The organism is Methylobacterium sp. J-092 (genome assembly GCF_022829325.1).
Lineage (GTDB): Bacteria > Pseudomonadota > Alphaproteobacteria > Rhizobiales > Beijerinckiaceae > Methylobacterium.
On the sequence record NZ_JAKSXU010000184.1, the window covers coordinates 25,060 to 42,866 of the forward strand.

Annotated in this window: 13 protein-coding genes; 6 read left to right on the plus strand and 7 right to left on the minus strand. The window is 71.6% G+C overall.

Going from position 1 to position 17,807, the window contains the following annotated elements; all coding sequences use genetic code 11:
• Window positions 1–62: 62 nt before the first annotated feature.
• On the minus strand, window positions 63–641 hold the full coding sequence (locus tag MKK60_RS21625; RefSeq protein WP_147726986.1) for a L,D-transpeptidase: 579 nt from the start codon (window positions 639–641) through the stop codon (window positions 63–65).
• A 187-nt stretch (window positions 642–828) separates the two neighbouring features.
• Between MKK60_RS21625 and MKK60_RS21630 the strand changes: the two genes are divergently transcribed.
• The 3 genes from MKK60_RS21630 to MKK60_RS21640 all read left to right on the plus strand — a co-directional run bounded on the left by MKK60_RS21630 (window position 829) and on the right by MKK60_RS21640 (window position 6,229).
• Entirely contained in the window at window positions 829–1,755 is a 927-nt protein-coding gene (locus tag MKK60_RS21630) for a histone deacetylase family protein (RefSeq protein ID WP_243936065.1), read from the plus strand.
• 174 nt (window positions 1,756–1,929) lie between these two features.
• Window positions 1,930–3,039, plus strand: coding sequence for an efflux RND transporter periplasmic adaptor subunit (locus MKK60_RS21635; protein WP_409567438.1), 1,110 nt, complete (start codon window positions 1,930–1,932; stop codon window positions 3,037–3,039).
• A gap of 4 nt (window positions 3,040–3,043) precedes the next feature.
• Entirely contained in the window at window positions 3,044–6,229 is a 3,186-nt protein-coding gene (locus MKK60_RS21640; RefSeq protein ID WP_243988529.1) for an efflux RND transporter permease subunit, read from the plus strand.
• Here MKK60_RS21640 and ribB read toward each other — a convergent pair.
• The 4 genes from ribB to MKK60_RS21660 all read right to left on the minus strand — a co-directional run bounded on the left by ribB (window position 6,169) and on the right by MKK60_RS21660 (window position 10,846).
• A complete protein-coding gene (gene ribB, locus MKK60_RS21645) occupies window positions 6,169–7,245 on the minus strand; it encodes a 3,4-dihydroxy-2-butanone-4-phosphate synthase (protein ID WP_147842458.1) in 1,077 nt (358 codons plus the stop codon). The two genes, MKK60_RS21640 and ribB, sit on opposite strands and share 61 nt — an antisense overlap.
• 70 nt (window positions 7,246–7,315) lie before the next feature.
• Entirely contained in the window at window positions 7,316–8,410 is a 1,095-nt protein-coding gene (gene aroC, locus MKK60_RS21650; RefSeq protein WP_243988530.1) for a chorismate synthase, read from the minus strand.
• 140 nt (window positions 8,411–8,550) lie between these two features.
• Window positions 8,551–9,648 (minus strand): catalase family protein, encoded by a 1,098-nt coding sequence (locus tag MKK60_RS21655; RefSeq protein ID WP_243988531.1) that lies wholly within the window; start codon window positions 9,646–9,648, stop codon window positions 8,551–8,553.
• A 55-nt stretch (window positions 9,649–9,703) separates the two neighbouring features.
• Window positions 9,704–10,846 (minus strand): anhydro-N-acetylmuramic acid kinase, encoded by a 1,143-nt coding sequence (locus MKK60_RS21660; protein WP_243988532.1) that lies wholly within the window; start codon window positions 10,844–10,846, stop codon window positions 9,704–9,706.
• 221 nt (window positions 10,847–11,067) lie between these two features.
• On the opposite strand from MKK60_RS21660, the gene tyrS reads away from it, so the two are divergent.
• Window positions 11,068–12,342 (plus strand): tyrosine--tRNA ligase, encoded by a 1,275-nt coding sequence (gene tyrS, locus MKK60_RS21665; protein WP_243988533.1) that lies wholly within the window; start codon window positions 11,068–11,070, stop codon window positions 12,340–12,342.
• A gap of 61 nt (window positions 12,343–12,403) precedes the next feature.
• Here the strand turns inward: tyrS and MKK60_RS21670 are convergent, their stop codons facing one another.
• Window positions 12,404–13,150: a glucose 1-dehydrogenase gene (locus MKK60_RS21670; RefSeq protein ID WP_147842454.1), complete on the minus strand. Its 747-nt coding sequence runs from the start codon at window positions 13,148–13,150 to the stop codon at window positions 12,404–12,406.
• Window positions 13,151–13,257: 107 nt separating this feature from the next.
• On the opposite strand from MKK60_RS21670, the gene MKK60_RS21675 reads away from it, so the two are divergent.
• Window positions 13,258–13,653, plus strand: coding sequence for a helix-turn-helix transcriptional regulator (locus tag MKK60_RS21675; protein WP_147842453.1), 396 nt, complete (start codon window positions 13,258–13,260; stop codon window positions 13,651–13,653).
• A gap of 25 nt (window positions 13,654–13,678) precedes the next feature.
• Here the strand turns inward: MKK60_RS21675 and MKK60_RS21680 are convergent, their stop codons facing one another.
• Window positions 13,679–17,143, minus strand: coding sequence for a DUF3971 domain-containing protein (locus MKK60_RS21680; protein ID WP_409567439.1), 3,465 nt, complete (start codon window positions 17,141–17,143; stop codon window positions 13,679–13,681).
• Between the two features lie 171 nt (window positions 17,144–17,314).
• On the opposite strand from MKK60_RS21680, the gene MKK60_RS21685 reads away from it, so the two are divergent.
• Window positions 17,315–17,782, plus strand: a complete 468-nt coding sequence (locus MKK60_RS21685) for a peroxiredoxin (RefSeq protein WP_243988534.1) — start codon at window positions 17,315–17,317, stop codon at window positions 17,780–17,782.
• The last annotated feature ends 25 nt before the right edge of the window (window positions 17,783–17,807 follow it).

The following is a 17,807-nucleotide window of genomic DNA, read 5'->3' on the forward strand; positions in this document are numbered from 1 at the left end:
TTCCGGGCTCTGCTTCGCAGCCCCGGAACGACGAGGGGAAACGGACCGAAGGTCGTCCGCCCTCAGCGCACGATCACCGTCGCGCCCACCGGCACGCGGTTGAACAGGTCGACCACGTCGATGTTGCGCATGCGGATGCAGCCGGACGACGCGGCCTGGCCGATCTTCTCCGGCTCGTTGGTGCCGTGGATGCGGTAGAGCGTGTCGCGGCCCTTGTCGGAGAGGTAGAGCGCGCGGGCGCCGAGCGGGTTGCCCGGCCCGCCCTGCATCGGGTGGACGTGCGGCCAGCGCTTGATCATCTCGGCCGGCGGGTTCCAGGCCGGCCATTCCGCCTTGCGGTCGACCGTGGCGGTGCCCTTCCAGCCATAGGCCTCGTCGCCCACGGTGACGCCGTAGCGCATCGCCTTGCCGTCGGGCAGCACGAGGTAGAGCTGCCGCTCCATCGTCTCGATCACGATGGTGCCGGGCTGCTCCTTCGTCGGGTCGGTGACCTGGTAGCGGGCGAAGTGCGGGTCGAACTCGGCGTCCGGCACTAGCGCCATGAAGGCGGTGTCCCGTGCCGACAGGGCCGGATCGGGCACCGCCTTGAAGTTGCAGCCCGAGAGCAGCACGGCACACGCGATGATCGGGGCGAAGCGCATGGCGGGCCTCTCTCGAGTGGGCTTCCGCCGTTCGAACCAGGGTTGACGGAAACTGACCGAAGCATAGGCGGACGAGGCACTTCGGCGTAGCGTCCCGCGTTGCCCGCGGGCACAATGCCAAGCGCTGTTGCCACTTTGCGACAGGTGCGTCCGCAGCGAGGCGGCGCGCACAGCCGGAGGGATGATCGTGACGACCCTGTACGTGAGCCACCCGGCCGCCCTCGACCACGCCGTGCCCGAGGGGCATCCCGAGCGGCCCGACCGCATCCGCGCGATCGAGCGCGTCCTGGAGAACGAGCGCTTCTCCGGCCTCGTCCGCACCATGGCGCCGCAGGCCGAGGCCTCGGTCGCCACGCTCGCCCACCCCGCCGCCTATGTCGAGGCGATCGTCGCGGCCTCGCCCAAGGACGGGATGGTCGCGATCGATTCGGATACGCTGATGTCCCCGGGCAGCCTGGAGGCGACGCTTCGCGCCGTCGGCGGCGGCATCATGGCGGTCGATGCGGTGATGGGGTGCGAATGCAGCAACGCCTTCGTCGCCATGCGCCCGCCCGGCCACCATGCCGAGCGCACCCGGGCGATGGGATTCTGCCTGTTCAACCACGCCGCCATCGCCGCGCGCCACGCCCGCGCCAAGGGCGCGACCCGCGTGGCGCTGGTCGATTGGGACGTGCACCACGGCAACGGCTCGCAGGACATCTTCTGGGACGATGCCGACGTGATGTACGCCTCGACCCACCAGATGCCGCTGTTTCCCGGCACCGGCGCGGCCTCCGAGCGCGGCGCGAAGGACACCATCGTCAACGTGCCCCTGCGCCCGGGCGACGACGGCGCGGTCTTCCGCGAGGCGTTCGAGGCCGGCATCCTCGCCCGCGTCGACGCCTTCGCGCCCGACGTGATCATCCTGTCGGCCGGCTTCGACGCCCATCACCTCGATCCCTTGGCCAACCTGCGCCTGACCGAAGCCGATTTCGGCTGGGCCACGCGCAAGCTGATGGAGGTCGCCGACCGGCACGCCGGCGGCCGCCTCGTCTCGATGCTGGAGGGCGGCTACAGCCTCGACGGCCTCGGCCGCTCGGTGTCGGCGCATGTCGACGCGCTGATGGGGCGATGAGGGAGAGATCGGGTGCCCTCCCTCCCCCGAGAGGGGGGGATCGTCGGGAAAGTGTAGCCATCGATCGTCATCGTCGGGTTTCAGGATAATTCGGCAATCGGAACCGGGATTATGTGGTAATGCCACGCCCGGCGTCGGCCGGCATGGCGGCCGCTCGTCGATGGGGTGGATCGGGTGCGGCAGAGGCGTGGCTACGGGCTGGTTTGGGCGACGGCGATCGGGCTGGCCGGTGTGGCGCTCGTCGCGGCTTTCGCCGGCGACGACGTTCGGCAGGTCGCTTCACGGCTGACGAACCTTTTCGTGGCGCGCGATGCGGCCAGGCCCGCCCCCGCCCCCGCCAAGCCCACGCCATTCGCTGCCCCCCAGCGCACCGCGGTCGAGGGCGGACGCGTCGTCGTGGCGCTCACGCCCGAGGAACGCGCCCGGATCGGCCTCGAGACCGCACGGCGGCAGCCCGAATCGCACCCGATCGAGATCCAGGCCTACGGCAGCGTCCTCGACCTCGCGCGGGTGACGGAGCTCACGAATTCCTACGCCGCCGCGACGGCGCAGCTGCAGACCGCGCAGGCGCGGGTCGAGGTCTCGCGGGCCGCGTTCCAGCGCGCCAAATCCCTCGGGCCCTACGCGACGCAGGTTCAGATCGAGACCACCGAGGGCACGTTCCAGACCGACCAGGCGGCGCTCGCCGCCGCGCAGTCGCAGGTGCGGACGCTCAGCGCCACCGCGCAGCAGGAATGGGGGCCGGTGATCGGCCGCGGCATCGTCGAGCGCTCGGTCCTCGTGACCCGGCTGATCGAGCGCGCCGACTTCCTGGTGCAGGTGACGCTGCCGCCCGGGGAGACGCTGAAGGGCCGGCCCGGCGCGGCCTTCGCGGAGGTGCCGCCGCAGAGCGAGCGCGTGGCGCTGCGCTTCGTCTCGGCCGCGACCCGCACCGACCAGCGCATCCAGGGCCTCAGCTCGTTCTACACGGTCTCCGGCGACAGCGGCCTCCTCCCCGGCATGAGCACGCTGGCCTTCATCACCTCGTCGCGGGCCGCCACCGGCGTGCTCGTGCCCGAGGAGGCGGTGGTGCACTGGCAGGGCGGGGCCTGGTTCTACCGCGCGGTCGGCGAGACCGGGTTCGCCCGCCACGCGCTCGGCGCCGACCCCGCGCTCTCGGGCGACGGCTTCGTCGTCGCGGATCTCGCCGGCGAGACCGAGATCGTGATGCGGGGCGCGCAGGCCCTGCTGTCGGAGGAGATGAAGGCCCAGGTGCAGGCCGCCGGCGGCGCGGACGACGACTGAGCCGATGTCGTCCGATCAAAGCCCCGCCGCGCCCGATCCCGTCGGCCCGCAGGCCGCCCTGGTCGCCTTCGCGATCCGCTTCCCCGGCATCGTCGTGGCCTTGGCGCTGGCGTTGCTGGTCTACGGCACCGCCAGCCTCGGCCAGGCGAAGTACGACGTCTTCCCCGAGTTCGCGCCGCCCTCGGTGGTGATCCAGACCGAGGCGCCGGGGCTCAACCCGGAGCAGGTCGAGATCCTGGTGACCCAGACCGTCGAGGTCGCCGTCAACGGGCTTCCCGGCCTCGCCACCCTGCGGTCGAGCTCGATCCAGGGCCTGTCGGTCATCACCGCCACCTTCACCGCCGGCAGCAGCATCTACCGGGTGCGCCAGCTCGTGACCGAGCGGCTGGCGAGCCTCGCCGGGCGTCTGCCGCAGGGCGTGCTGCCGCCGGCGATGACCGCGCTGACCTCCTCGACCAGCACCGTGCTCCTGGTCGGGCTGACCTCGGAGAGCCGCTCCGCCCTCGACCTGCGCACGATCGCCGACTGGCGGGTGCGCCTGCGGCTGCTCGCGGTGCCCGGCATCGCCCAGGTCTCGGTCTACGGCGGGGCGGTGCGCGCCTTCCAGGTCGAGGTGCGGCCGCACGACCTGATCCGCTTCCGCCTCGGCCTGAACGACGTGCTCGTGGCCGCGCGCAAGGCCACCGGGGTGCGCGGCGCCGGCTTCGTCGACACCCCCAACCAGCGCATCGCCCTCCAGACGGAAGGCCAGTCGCTGACGCCGGAGGAGATCGCCCGCACGGTGCTCGTCAACGAGGGCGGCGCGAGCGTGGTGCTCGGCGACGTCGCCACCGTGGTCGCCGCCCCCGAGCCGCCGATCGGCGCGGCGCTCGTCGACGGCCGGCCCGGCATCCTCCTGATGGTCGGTGCGCAGATCGGCGCCAACACCCTGGAGGCGACGCGCCGGGTCGAGGCGGCCCTCGACGAGCTTCGGCCCGGGCTGGCGCGCGACGGCATCGTGCTGCGCGGCGACCTCTTCCGCCCGGCGAACTTCATCGCCCAGGCCAACGGCAACGTGCTGCAGGCGCTGGCGCTCGGCGGCATCCTGGTCGTCGTGGTGCTGTTCGTGTTCCTGTTCGACTGGCGCACGGCCGTCATCAGCGCGGTGGCGATCCCGCTCTCGCTGCTCGCCGCCGTGCTGGTGCTCGGGGCGATGGGCGAGAGCCTCAACACGATGACCCTCGGGGGGCTGGCCATCGCCATCGGCGAGGTGGTGGACGACGCGGTGATCGGCATCGAGAACGCGGTGCGGCGCCTGCGCGAGAACCGCCGCCTCGCCGTGCCGCTTCCGGTCGCGCGGGTGGTGCGCGACGCGATCCTCGAGGTGCGGGGCGCGGTGGCCTACGCCACATTCGCCGTGCTGCTGGTGTTCCTGCCGGTGCTGGCGCTCACCGGCGTCGCCGGGCGCCTGTTCGGCCCGCTGGCGCTCGCCTACATCCTGGCGGTGGTGGCCTCGCTCGCGGTGGCGCTCACGGTCACCCCGGCGCTCGCGATGGCGCTGGTCGCGCGCAAGGACCTGCCCGCGCGCGATCCCCCGGTGATGCGGATCGCGCGCGCCGCCTACGCGCGGATGCTTGGGGCCGTCGAGCGGCGCTTCGGCTGGGCGGCGACGGCGGCCGTCCTCCTCACCCTCGCCGGCGCGGCCGCCCTGCCCTTCTTCGGCGGCACCTTCCTGCCGGACCTCAAGGAGGGCCACCTGATCCTGCACATGGCGGCGGCGCCGGGCACCTCGCTGCAGGAATCGCTGCGGCTCGGCGCGCGCATGACCGCCGGGCTCAAGGCGGTGCCCGGCGTCCGCGCCGTGGCGCAGCAGGTCGGGCGGGCCGAGGCCGGCCAGGACACGGCCGGCACGCATTACAGCGAGATCCACATCGACCTCGAGCCCGGCCTCGACGGCGCGGCGCAGGGGCGGAGCGAGGCCGGCATCCGCGCGCTGATGGCGGGCACGCCCGGCGCCGCGTTCTCGCTCAAGACCTTCCTCACCGAGCGCATCGAGGAGACGGTCTCGGGCTACACCGCGCCGGTGGTGATCAACGTGTTCGGCGCCGACCTCGACCGGATCGAGGCGGCGGCCCGCGACGTCGCCCGCGAGCTCGCCGAGGTGCGGGGCGCCGCCGACGTGCAGCAGCAATCCCCCGCCGGCCTGCCGCAGATCACCGTGTCCTTACGCCGGAACGACTTGCGCCACTGGGGCCTCGACGCGATCGAGGTGCTGGAGATCGTCCGTACCGCCTACCAGGGCGACGTGGTCGGCCAGGCCTACGAGGGCAACGCCGTCTTCAACGTGATCGTCGTCCTCGACCGGGCGACCCGCGCGCACCTCACCCGCCTCGGCGACCTGCCGCTGCGGACCACGAGCGGCAGCTACATCCGGCTGGCCCAGGTCGCCGACGTCTACGAGACGGCCGGGCGCTACCAGGTCCAGCACGCGGGCGCGCAGCGGGTTCAGACGGTGACCGCCAACGTGACGGGGCGCGACGTGGCCTCCTTCGTCGAGGCGGCCAAGCGCAAGGTCGCCAAGGAGGTGACCCTTCCGCCCGGCGTCTACGTCGCCTTCGAGGGCGCCGCGGAGACGCAGGCGCGGGCGCGCGCCGACCTGCTGACCTATTCCGCGCTCGCCGGCCTCGGCATCGTGCTGCTGCTCGCGGTGGTCACCGGGTCGGTGCGCAACCTCGTCCTGGTGCTGGTCAACCTGCCCTTCGCCTTCGTCGGCGGCGTGCTCGCCGTGGCGGCGACCGGCGCGGTGGTCTCGCTCGGCTCGATCGTCGGCTTCGTCACCCTGTTCGGGATCAGCTTGCGCAACGCGATCATGCTGATCGCCCATTACGAGCACATGGTCGCCCGCGAGGAGCGCAGCTGGGACGCCGCCACCGCCGCGGAGGGCGCCGGCGACCGGCTGGTGCCGATCCTGATGACCTCCCTCGTCACCAGCCTCGGCCTGCTGCCGCTGGCGCTCGGCGCCGGCGAGCCGGGGCGCGAGATCGAGGGGCCGATGGCGATCGTGATCCTGGGCGGGCTCGTCACCTCGACGGTGCTGAACCTCGCGATCCTGCCGGCCTTGGCGCTGCGCTACGGCCGGTTCGTCGCGGACTATCCCTCCAGCGGCTCGTCGCCGAGCATCTCGATCCCGAAGCCCGACAGGCCGACATAGGCCCGGGCCGAGGTCGAGAGGTTGCGGATCGAGACCACGCCGAGGTCGCGCAGGATCTGCGCGCCCAGGCCCACCTCGCGCCACTGGCGCACGCGCTGCGCCTCGGTGCCCTCGTCCGCGACGCGGTTCAGCGGAACCCCGGCGGTGCCGTCGCGCAGGTACACGAGGATGCCGCGGCCCTCCCGCGCGAACCGGCGCATCACCGTCTCGATCTGGCGACCGCCCTCGATCACGTCGGCGACGACGTCCGAGCGATGGAGCCGGACCAGCACGTTGCGGCCGTCGCCGATGTCGCCGTGGACGAAGGCGAATTGCTGGATCGCCTCGAACGGCGTGGTGTAGGCGTAGCCCGTCATCGGGCCGAACTCGGTCTCGACCGGGAAGTGGCCGACGCGCTCGACCAGCTTGTCGCGCGCCTGGCGGTAGGCGATCAGGTCGGCCACCGAGACGCGGGCGAGGCTGTGCGTCTCGGCGAAGGCCGCGATCTGCGGCCCCTTCATCACCGTGCCGTCGTCGTTGGCGAGCTCGCAGATCACGCCGACGGGCGGCAGGCCGGCGAGCTTGCACAGGTCGACCGCGGCTTCCGTATGGCCTGAGCGCATCAGCACGCCGCCGTCCCGCGCGATCAGCGGGAAGACGTGCCCGGGGCGGACGAAGTCGTCGGCGCCCATGTTGCCGTTGGCGAGCGCCCGCACGGTGTTGCAGCGCTGCTCGGCCGAGATGCCGGTGGTCAGCCCGTGCTTCACGTCCACCGTGACGGTGAAGGCGGTGCCGAGCGGCGCGTCGTTCGAGGCGACCATCGGCGCGAGGTTGAGGCGGCGCGCCTCCGCGACCGTCACCGGCGCGCAGACGATGCCGCAGGTGTTGCGGACGATGAACGCCATCTTCTCCGGCGTGCAATGGATCGCGGCGACGACGAGGTCGCCCTCGTTCTCGCGATCGTCGTCGTCGGTGACGACGACGATCTCGCCGCGGGCGAAGGCTTCGATGGCGGAAGTGACGGAGGTGTGGGGCACGGTTCGGTACTCGAATGGGCTTTGCGTCCGGGGACGGTCGGGCGTCGGGCGCCGACGTGAGGCGCCGAAGTCAGGTGCCGACCTGCCCCCGATGGCGGAGATGGTGGTCGGCGAGCACGCACGCCATCATCGCCTCGGCGACGGGGACGGCCCGGATGCCGACGCAGGGATCGTGGCGGCCCTTGGTGATCAGGTCGACGTCGCGGTTGTCGCCCGTGACCGTGCGCCGGGGCGTGAGGATCGACGAGGTCGGCTTCACGACAAACCGCACCACGATCGGCTGGCCGGTCGAGATGCCGCCGAGCACGCCGCCGGCATGGTTGGCCAGGAACGTCGGGCGCCCGTCGTTGCTCGCGCGCATCTCGTCGGCGTTGTCCTCGCCGCGGAGCGCCGCCGAGGCGAAGCCGTCGCCGATCTCGACGCCCTTGACCGCGTTGATGGACATCATCGCGGCGGCCAGCTCCGCGTCGAGCTTGCCGTAGATCGGCGCGCCGAGGCCGGGTGCCACGCCCTCGGCCACCACCTCGATCACCGCGCCGATCGACGAGCCGTCCTTGCGGATGCCGTCGAGGTAGTCCTCGTAGAATTTCGCGGTCGCCGCGTCGGGGCAGAAGAACGGGTTGGCGCCGACCGCCTCCCAATCCCAGCGCGACCGGTCGATCGCGTGCGGACCCATCTGCACCAAAGCCGCGCGGATCGTGACGCCGGGGATCACCTTGCGCGCGATGGCGCCGGCCGCGACCCGCGCCGCGGTCTCGCGCGCCGACGAGCGCCCGCCCCCGCGATAGTCGCGGATGCCGTACTTGGCGTCGTAGGCGTAGTCGGCATGGCCCGGGCGGTAGCTGTCGCGGATCTCGGAATAGTCCTTCGAGCGCTGATCGGTGTTCTCGATCATCAGCGCGATCGGCGTGCCGGTGGTGAGCTGGCGGCCCCCGGTGCGGTCGTCGGCGAACACGCCCGACAGGATCTTCACCTGATCCGGCTCGCGCCGCTGGGTGGTGAAGCGCGACTGTCCGGGCTTGCGCCGGTCGAGCTCGGCCTGGATCTCCTCGGCCTCCAGCGCCAGCCCGGGCGGGCACCCGTCGACGACGCAGCCGAGGGCGACCCCGTGGCTCTCGCCGAAGGTGGTGACGCGGAACAGGTGGCCGAACGTGTTGTGGGACATCGTGCGCGTGCTCTAGCGCGCGGGCGGCGGAGGCACAAATCGGGGCCGCGTTGCGTCTGCGTCGGGTGGCCGCCTCCCTCCCCCGAAGGGGAAGGGAGAGCGTTCGGCGCGACGCCGACTGGCGGCGCCCATGCGGGCGATCAGGCCGGCACCTCCTCGATGGCGCGCGGCTCGGTTTCCGGCACGCCGTTGCGGGCATGGCGGAAGCTCGAGAGCGCCTGGTAGGTCTTCAGCCGCGCCCGCATCAGCGAGCCCAGCGGACGGTGCGCCGCGAGGCTGTGGGCGGGACGGAAGGAGAGCACGTCGTCGGCGTAGGCGCGGCGGGTCTCGCTCGTCGCGTCCTGCGCCGGCAGCACGAGGCGGGCGACGGTGCGGTAGGGGCTGGCCTCCTCCGACCATTCCTTCGAGGCGTCCTCGATCGGCATGTCGTTCAGGTCGAGGCAGAGCTGCACGCGGATCTCGAACACCACCTCCTGACCGCGGAAGAAGGCCGCGACCGCGTGGCGGAAGGTGTCCGGGTCGTCGCCGGGGTGAAGCTCCTCCTTCGCCAGGGCCTCCTGCGCGGGCGCGGCCGGGAACGCGGCGATCTTGGCGATGTGGTCGCCGTAGCGCAGCGCCGCCTGCGAGTAGTACGGCTCGGCCAGGGGATGCAGCGGCTGGTGTCCGAAGAAATCGAGCAGCGGCGCGCTCTTGCCGGTCACCGCCTTCACGACCGAATCGGCCGCCCGCGCCGTCGCCGAGACCGCAACCTTCACCGCCTCCGGCGCCTTGGTGCCGGCTTCGAGCTGCTTCATGCTGCCGAGGAAGCCCTTCGCGTCCGGGTTCGGGAAGACCGGCCCGGTGGCGAGCACGAAGTCCTGGGTGTCGGCCGCGTGACCGGCGAGCTTCTCGCCGGCGACGCCGAGCACCTTGATCGCCATGCCGCGGTGGGTCGAGACGCTGTCCTTCAGGAGCTCGCCCGGCCCCTGCGCGAACCGCACGATCGCCGGATGCGTGCCCGCCGTCGCGAACAGGCCCTGGGCCAGCTCCGCGGGCAGGTTCGGCAGCACCTGGAGCTCGCCGACGACGATGCCGCTGATCTTGGCGTGCGAGGCGCGCACGGCGTGCTTGTAGCGTGCGGCGGTGGTCTCGCTCTCGCGGGTCATCGAGGCGATGATCTCGTCGATGACGTGGTTCTCGTCGGGGGCCGGGGTTTCGACGTTGTCGTGGTAGCGGATCGGGGTCGCGCGGTCGGTCATGGGGCTCGCTTTGAAGCTCTTCGAGAATCGCTCCAGGGTGAACCGCGCTCGGCGCTCAGGTATCCCGCGGTCGCGCCAGGACGCCGCCGGTCATCGGCTCGCGCACGCCGGTGGTCGACGGAAACGTGATCGGCAGACCCTTGAGCGAGCGCACGGCCAAGTGCGCGAAGGCCTGCGCCTCGAGGAAGGCCGAGGACCAGCCGATGGCGTCGGCCGTCGTGATCTCGGCGCGCAGGTGATAGTTCAAGAGCCGCACCAGCTCGCCGTTGCGGGCGCCGCCGCCGGCGACGATCCAGCGGGCCGGGATCTCCGGGGCATGGTCGAGCGCCCGGGCGACCGCGCGGGCCGTGAAGGCGGTGAGCGTCGCCGCGCCGTCCTCGGTCGAGAGCTGGCCCGCGAGCTTGTGCGAGAACCAGTTGCGGTCGAGCGATTTCGGCGGCCGCCGGAAGAAGAACGGGTGCGTCAGCAGCCACGCCAGCAGCGGCTCGTCGGCTCGCCCGCGCGCGGCGGTGCGGCCGCCGTCGTCGAGATTCTTGCCCTCGCGCTCCTGCATCCACTCGTCGATCAGCGAGTTGCCGGGCCCCGTGTCGAAGGCGATCACGCCGCCCTTCGCGTCGACCAGGGTCGCGTTGGCGACGCCGCCGATGTTGAGGATGCCGTAGGCGCCCTCGAACCCCGAGGCCGCGGCCAGCGCCTGGTGAAAGACCGGCACCAGGGGCGCCCCCTGGCCGCCCGCCTCGATGTCGGCGCGGCGCAGGTCGGAGACGACCGGAATGCGCAAACGGTCGGCGAGCGCCTGCCCCTCGCCGATCTGGATCGTGATGCGCTGGTCCGGGCGGTGGATCACCGTCTGGCCGTGGAAGCCGATCACGTCGATGTCGGCGGGCGAGAGCCCGTTCTCGGCGAGAAACTGCTCGACCGCCTGGGCATGCGCCTCGGTGACGAAGGCCTCCGCCTCGGGCAGCCGGCCGGGCCGGTCGCCGGGGGCGACGACGCCCTCGGCGTCCTTGGTGGCGGCGCGCAGCAGGACCTTCTCGTCCTCGGAATAGCCGCGGTAGCCGGTCGGCCCCAGGGGCTCGAGGTAGTTGTTGTGTCCCTTGACCACGTGGACGGCCTCGCCGTCGGTCTCGATCAGGGCGACGTCCACGCCGTCGAGCGACGTGCCGCTCATCAGGCCGATCGCGCGCATCATGGTCATGACCTGCCCCCGTGCCTTTCGCCGGTCGTCCTGCTATGGGTGATCCTCGCAAAACCTCCGATCCCTGCGGGCGCCCGAGATGGCGACGACGACGCGACGGAGGTTTTGCGAGTGACACTCAGCCGCCTCATGCCCTTTTGCGAGCGGACGCGCCAGCGCGCAGGACCGGTCCGGTCCCGTGCCGGAGCCGCCCGCTTCGAACCGAGAAGTCCGAGCCTCCCATGACCGCCGCCGAGCCCTTCGCGCCGAAATCCGAGTTCCTGAAAGTCCTGAGCGAGCGCGGCTACGTCCACCAGTGCTCGGACTTCGCCGCGCTGGACGCGGCCGCGGCCGAGGGGCGGCTCACGGCTTACGTCGGCTACGACTGCACCGCGGCCTCGCTCCATATCGGCCACCTCTTGTCGATCATGATGCTGCACTGGCTGCAGAAGACCGGCGGCCGGCCGATCGCGCTGATGGGCGGCGGCACCACCCGCGTCGGCGACCCCTCGGGGCGCGACGAATCGCGAAAGATCCTCAGCCTGGAGCAGATCGAGGCCAACAAGGCCGGCATCCAGAAGACCTTCGCCCGGTTCCTCGCCTTCGACGGCTCGGCGACCGGCGCGATCATGGTCGACAACGCCGAATGGCTGACCAAGCTGAACTACATCGAGATGCTGCGCGATGTCGGTCGCCATTTCTCGGTCAACCGCATGATGTCGATGGACAGCGTGCGGATGCGGCTGGAGCGCGACCAGGAACTCTCGTTCCTGGAATTCAACTACATGATCCTCCAGTCCTACGACTTCGTCGAGCTGAACCGCCGCCACGGCTGCACCATGCAGATGGGCGGGTCGGACCAGTGGGGCAACATCGTCAACGGCACCGATCTCGGCCGCCGCATGGGCGTCCCGGGCCTGCTCGGGCTGACCTGCCCGCTGCTGACCACCGCGTCGGGCGCCAAGATGGGCAAGACCGCCGCCGGCGCGGTCTGGCTCGATGCCGGGATGCTGAAGCCGTACGATTACTGGCAGTTCTGGCGGAACACCGAGGATGCCGACGTCGCGCGCTTCCTCAAGCTGTTCACCTTCCTCCCGCTGCCCGAGATCGCCGACCTCGCCGCGAAGGGCGGGGCCGGGATCAACGAGGCCAAGGTGCGGCTCGCCACCGAGGCGACGGCGCTGATGCACGGCCGCGAGGCGGCGGACGCCGCCGCCGAGACCGCGCGGAAGACCTTCGTCGAGGGGACGCTGGCCGAGGACCTGCCGAGCGTCACCGTCTCGCGCGACCTCGTCGATGCCGGCCTCGGCGTGCTCAGCGCCTTCGGGCCGGAATACGCCAAGCTGGTGCCGTCCACGAGCGAGGCCCGCCGCCAGATCAAGAGCGGGGGCCTGCGCATCGACGACGTGGTCCTCACCGACGAGCGCGCCGTGCTGCGCACCGCCGACTTCGCCAAGACCGGCGTGATCAAGCTCTCGTTCGGCAAGAAGCGCCACGTGCTGCTCCGCGTGGCGTGACCGCTCGCGGCGAAGCGGGGCCCGGACCGGGCGCGGCTTCGTCTTTATGCGGGGCCGTTCGTCAGCGGATGCCGCCGCTCGCGGTGATCACCTCGCCGGTGAGCCAGCGCGCGTCGTCGGAGGCGAGGAAGGCGACCACCCGGGCGATGTCGTCCGGCGCGCCGGCGCGGCCGAGCGGGGTCTGCGCGACGAAGCCGGCTTCCATCTCGGATCCGGCGATGCCGGCCGAATGGGTGCCCTCGGTCACCACGTAGCCCGGGCTGACCGTGTTGACCCGGATCCGGCGCGGCGCCAGCTCGTTGGCGAGCACCCCCGAGATCGCGTTGAGGGCGCCCTTCGTCCCGGCATAGACCGCCGCCGTCGGCGTATGCACGTGGGTGATCGCCGACGAGATGTTGACGATGCTGCCGCCCTCGCCGAGGTGCCTGGCGGCTGCCTGGGTCGCCAGCAGCACGCCGAGCACGTTGACGTCGAACAGCTTGCGGTAATGCGCCTCGGTGATCTCCTCGATCGCCGCGAAGTCGTAGACGCCGGAATTGTTGACCAGCACGTCGAGCCGGCCGAATGCCGTCACCGCCGCCTCGATCACCGCTTGCGCCTGGGCGGCCTGGGAGACGTCGCCCTGGACCGCGATCGCCCGGCCGCCGGCCGCGGTGATCGCGGCGACGACCGCCTCCGCGCCGGTTTTGCTCGATGCGTAGTTCACGACGACCGCCGCGCCGTCCTCTGCCAGCGCCTTGGCGATGCCGGCACCGATGCCCTTCGATGCGCCGGTCACGACGGCGACTTTGCCTGCGAGCTTGGACATGTATGCTAACCCTCGGCATGGGCCGGCACCGGGATGGCCGCCGTATTCCCATAGTTCGGGATTTCGGAACTAATGTCGCGCGGATCAAGCCCCCATATGCCGAAATCATGAGATCTTTGTTCCATCCCGCGATGGAGGACGTGCGCCCGGACGCGATCCTCCACGCCCTGTCCGATCCGAACCGCGCGGCGATCTTCGCACGGATCATGCGCGCGGGCTGCGTCGAGGCGTGCTCGGCCGTCTCCGCCCTCGGAGACCGGGTGATCCCGAAATCGTCGCTGTCGACGCACTTCAAGGTGTTGCGCGAAGCCGGCTTGATCCGCAGTGCACGCCACGGAGTGGAGATGCGCAACGAGTCGCGCTACGCCGAGGTCGAGGCGCGCTTTCCGGGCCTGCTCGGCGCGATCATCAACGCCTACGCGTCCGGAGCCTGCGACGGGTCGCCCGGTGCCGGCCCGTCGGCGCCCGCGGCACGCGGCAGCGAAGCGTCGCCCGCGGAGTAGGCCGCCCGCCGGCGGATCGGCCGCCTCAACGGTCGCCCTGCACCGCCGGGGGCACGCCGTCGGCCAAGTTCGAGCCGCCGCCCGCGCTGAAGAGTTTTCGCAGGAAGCCCGGCGCGACCGCCGAGAGCGGGTTCACGCTGACGTCCGGCGCGTTGAGCCTGCCCGAGACCCGGAAGTTGACCGCGAACAGGCCCTCGTTGTGGCCGCCGCCGAGGAGCGGTCCGATCAGCGGCACCTGCGAGACGATGTTGTTCAGGCCGTAGAGCGGCACGAAGGTGCCGTTGATGTCGGTGCGCTCGCGGGCGGTGTCGAGGAAACCCGACAGCGTGAAGCCCATCGCTGCGTTCGAGATCGCCGCATCGGAGAAGTCGACGCGCGAGCCCGAGCGGACGAAGTTCGCCCGCATCCGGTCGAACGAGACCGCGCTGCCCTGGCCCGCGACCGTGCGCTTGCGCCCGCGGGCATCGACGGTCTCCACCGTCTCCGGTCCCTGGGCCATGATGCTGGACAGGGCCGGCTCGTTGCGCAACGCGAACTCGCGGATCTGCACCACGCCGGCCTGCGGCCCGTCGCTCAGCACGATGCCGAGATTGAGCCGGCCGCCGTACATCCGCCGGTAGACGTCGACGAAGCGCAGCGTCGCGCCGGCATCGCCGGATTCGATCGCCAGCGTCGGCGTGCCGCGCTCGCCCTTGGTCACGCTCGCGACGAAGGGGGCGGAGCGGAACTTGCCGCTCATCGCCGCCGCGCGCACGTCCTTGCCGCGCATGGACAGCTTCACGCTGGCGTTGGTCAGCGCCTCCTCGTTGAAGCCGGTGAGGATGCCGAGCTGGATGTCGGCGTCGATGTCCTTCGGGTTGGCGTCCCGCTGCGACTTGCCTTCGGGCGCGGTCAGCATCTTCAGGAACGGGCGCGCGTCGGCCACCGCCCCCTTCACCGCGACGCGGTAGCCGTTTCCGTTGCGATCCAGCGTGACGCGCATGTCGTCGCCGGGCGAGAGCTTGAGGTTGGTCAGGTCCGCCCGCTCGAGGCCGCCCTCGCCGGTGATCGAGGCGCTGCCGCGGGCCGTGGTCGAGCCGGCATCGAGGGCGATGTCGCGCAGGTCCATCCCCGGGCCGGTATCGACCAGGGTGAAGGTCAGGCGGCCGGCCTTGCCGGCGGCCTTGCTCAGGCCGGGCAGCAGGCCGTCGATCCCGGCGCGGGCGAGGTCGGCCTCGACCCGGATCGGGGGTTTCGTGGCGCCGGCCTTGACCAGCGGGATGGTGGCTTTGACCGCGATCGGGCCGCTCAGCTGGGGGGCCGTCGGCAGGCCCTTGCGCGCCCGCAGGGCGTCGTCGACGGTCAGGTTCACCAGCACCTCGCCGGTGCCGCCGGTCTTGGCCTGATGCATGTCGATCGAGACCGGCGCGCCCGACAGCTTGGCGTCGCCCTTCAGGGTGAAGCCGCGCGGATCGTAGGTCACGGCGAAGCGGCCGGCTTCGAGCTTGTCCTTGCCGACGACCTTGTCGACGGCGAGGTCGTTCAGCGTGCCCGAGACGCTGACCGGCAGGTCGGGCAGGTCGGGGATGTGCTTGAGGTCGAGCGGGAAGCCGATGCGCAGGTCGGCCTGGCCCTTCACCGTCGACGGGTCGAGATCGACGCCCGACAGCGCCTTGAACATCTTGGTCTGCAGCAGGGCCGCCAGCGCGTCTGCGCCGCCCGACAGGCGAAGGCCGATATCCGCCACGACCTTGTCGGGCGAGATCTCCGGGATGACGAAGGCGCCCTCGGTGATGTTCAGCGCGCGCCCGTCGGCCATGCGGATGTCGGCGGTGACGTTCCTGATCCGGGTCGAGCGCCCGGTGATCGTGCCGGCGACGTTGCCTCGGGTCAGCGGCGGCGCGTCGGGCGAGACCTCGAGCGTCGCGTCCGAGACGCGGAAGTCGATATGCACCGCGTTGTCCGGCATCGGGTCGCCCCGCGTCGCCGCGGCGAGCTCGGCGCCCGACATGTCGACGGTGATGTCGACCGCCTCGATGCGGGCGGCGCGCAGCTCGTCGACGAGGTAGTTGCGCGCGCCCGGCGCGATGTTCTCCGGCCAGAGCCGCAGCGCCGTGCGGGCCTCGCTGTCGCTGGCGGTGACGTGGAGCGTGAGGCCGTCGTCGTCGGCGGTGGTACCGAGGGTGCCGGACATGTTGCCGCGGATGCCGTCGCCGCTCATCGCGAAGCTGTCGATCGCGACGCCGCCGGCGCGGCCGGTGAGGTGCCCGTCCATCGCCGCGATGGTGATCGGCTTGTCCTTGGGGGCGGCGCCCCGGAGCGTCGCGTTCCGGCTCGACAGGGTCGCGGTCCAGGCGAAGTCCTCGCCCGGCTTGGCCACGGCCCAGGTGCCGGTGAGGTTCACCGCGTTGCCGGCGCCGAGGTAGTCGAGCCCGTCGAGCGTCATCACCCGGGCGGTCTCGTCCCAGCTCACCGTGGCCTTCAGGCTCTCGACGGTGACCGGGTTGAAGTCCTTCTCCTCGACGAGGAAGGTGCCGTCGCTGGTGCGCAGCGTCGCCTTCATCGCCTCGATGCGGCCGCCGTCGAGGGCGACGTCGGCCCGCGCCGAGAGCTTCAGGTCGGTGGTGATCGGCAGCTTCGACTGGCCGGAGAGCAGCAGCAGGTCGGTGGCCGGCAGGTCGTCGAGGGTGATGATCCCGGTGCGGCGCGGGCCGCCGGCCTCGCGCAGGGTGCCGCCGAAGCGCCATTGCCCGTGCGGCCCGTCGATGCGCAGCTCGAACAGGCGCGCGTCCTGGTTCGGGTCCCGGCCGAACAGGCCGTTGACGTGCTCGAACACCGCGCGCTCGCGGGCGTCGTCGTCGATCAGCGTGAGGCGGGCATTGGTGATGCGGGCGCGGTCGAGCGCGCCGACGACGCCGGCGGAGTCGAGCACGACGCCGAAGATCGAGGCCGTTGCGGCCGAGAGCGGCGAGACCATGCCGCGCGCCGCGTCCACGCTCGGCGGCGTGTGCGGCGAGGCGTCGCCCGGATGCGCCGGCTCGGCGGCCGCGAAGGCGATCGAGCCGTCGCGGTGGACGAGCGCCGTCATCTGCACGTCGCGGAACTCGATCGAGCGCGGCGTCGGCGCGAGCTTCAGCAGGCTCCAGGGATCGATGCTGACGAGGGCGAGCGGCGCGCGGACCACGAGGGCGCCCTGCGGGTTGCGGATATCGAGCCCGCTGACGCGCAGCGCCAGGGCGTTCTCGGAGTCGAGCTCGAGGGTGCTGTCGCGCAGGCTGATGCGCCAGCCCGGCCCGATCCGGTCGGCGAGCGCCGACGAGACCCGCGCCGACAGGCCGTCGATCTGCAGGGGCCCGTATGCGAGGCGCATGACCCCGCCCCCGAGGCCGAGACCGAGCACGACGACGAGGGCGGCGGCCGTCCACAGGCAGCGCCGCGTCCAGCACCGAACGGCCTTGCGCGTCTGCCCGCCGCCGGGCGTATCCTCAGGCCGGGCCTCTTCCTCAGGCATGAAGACCTTGCATCGGCGCGTCCGCTGTTTCGCAACGTGCGCTCATTCTAGGACGCAACCTCGTGACGACGCGTTTCCGGAGCGTGTCCGGCTCTCGCGCCCGAAGCGCGGGCATCGGATGGTCCGGCACCGCGCCAAAGCACACCATCAATCGGCCGAAAGGATGGCACGATGCCCCTCGCCCAAGGCGAACGCGCTCCCGACTTCACCCTTCCCGGCTCCGGCGGCAAGACGCTCCAGCTCGGCGAGCACGTCGGTCACAAGATCGTGCTCTACTTCTACCCGAAAGACGACACCAGCGGATGCACTCTGGAGGCGCAGGCCTTCAACGCGAGGCTGGCCGACTTCGACGCGGCCGACGCCGTCGTGATCGGGGTCTCGCCCGACTCGGTGAAGAGCCACGACAAGTTCGCGTCCAAGCACGATCTCGCCTTCCCGCTCGCCTCCGACGAGGGCAAGGCGATGCTCGAGGCCTACGGCGTCTGGGTCGAGAAGAGCATGTACGGGCGCAAGTACATGGGCGTCGAGCGCACCACGATGCTGCTCGACCGAGACGGTCGCATCGCGCAAATCTGGCCGAAGGTGAAGGTGCCGGGCCATGCCGAGGAGGTGCTCGAGGCCGCCCGCGCCCTCCCCTGAGCCGATCCCGCATCCCGCGAGAGGC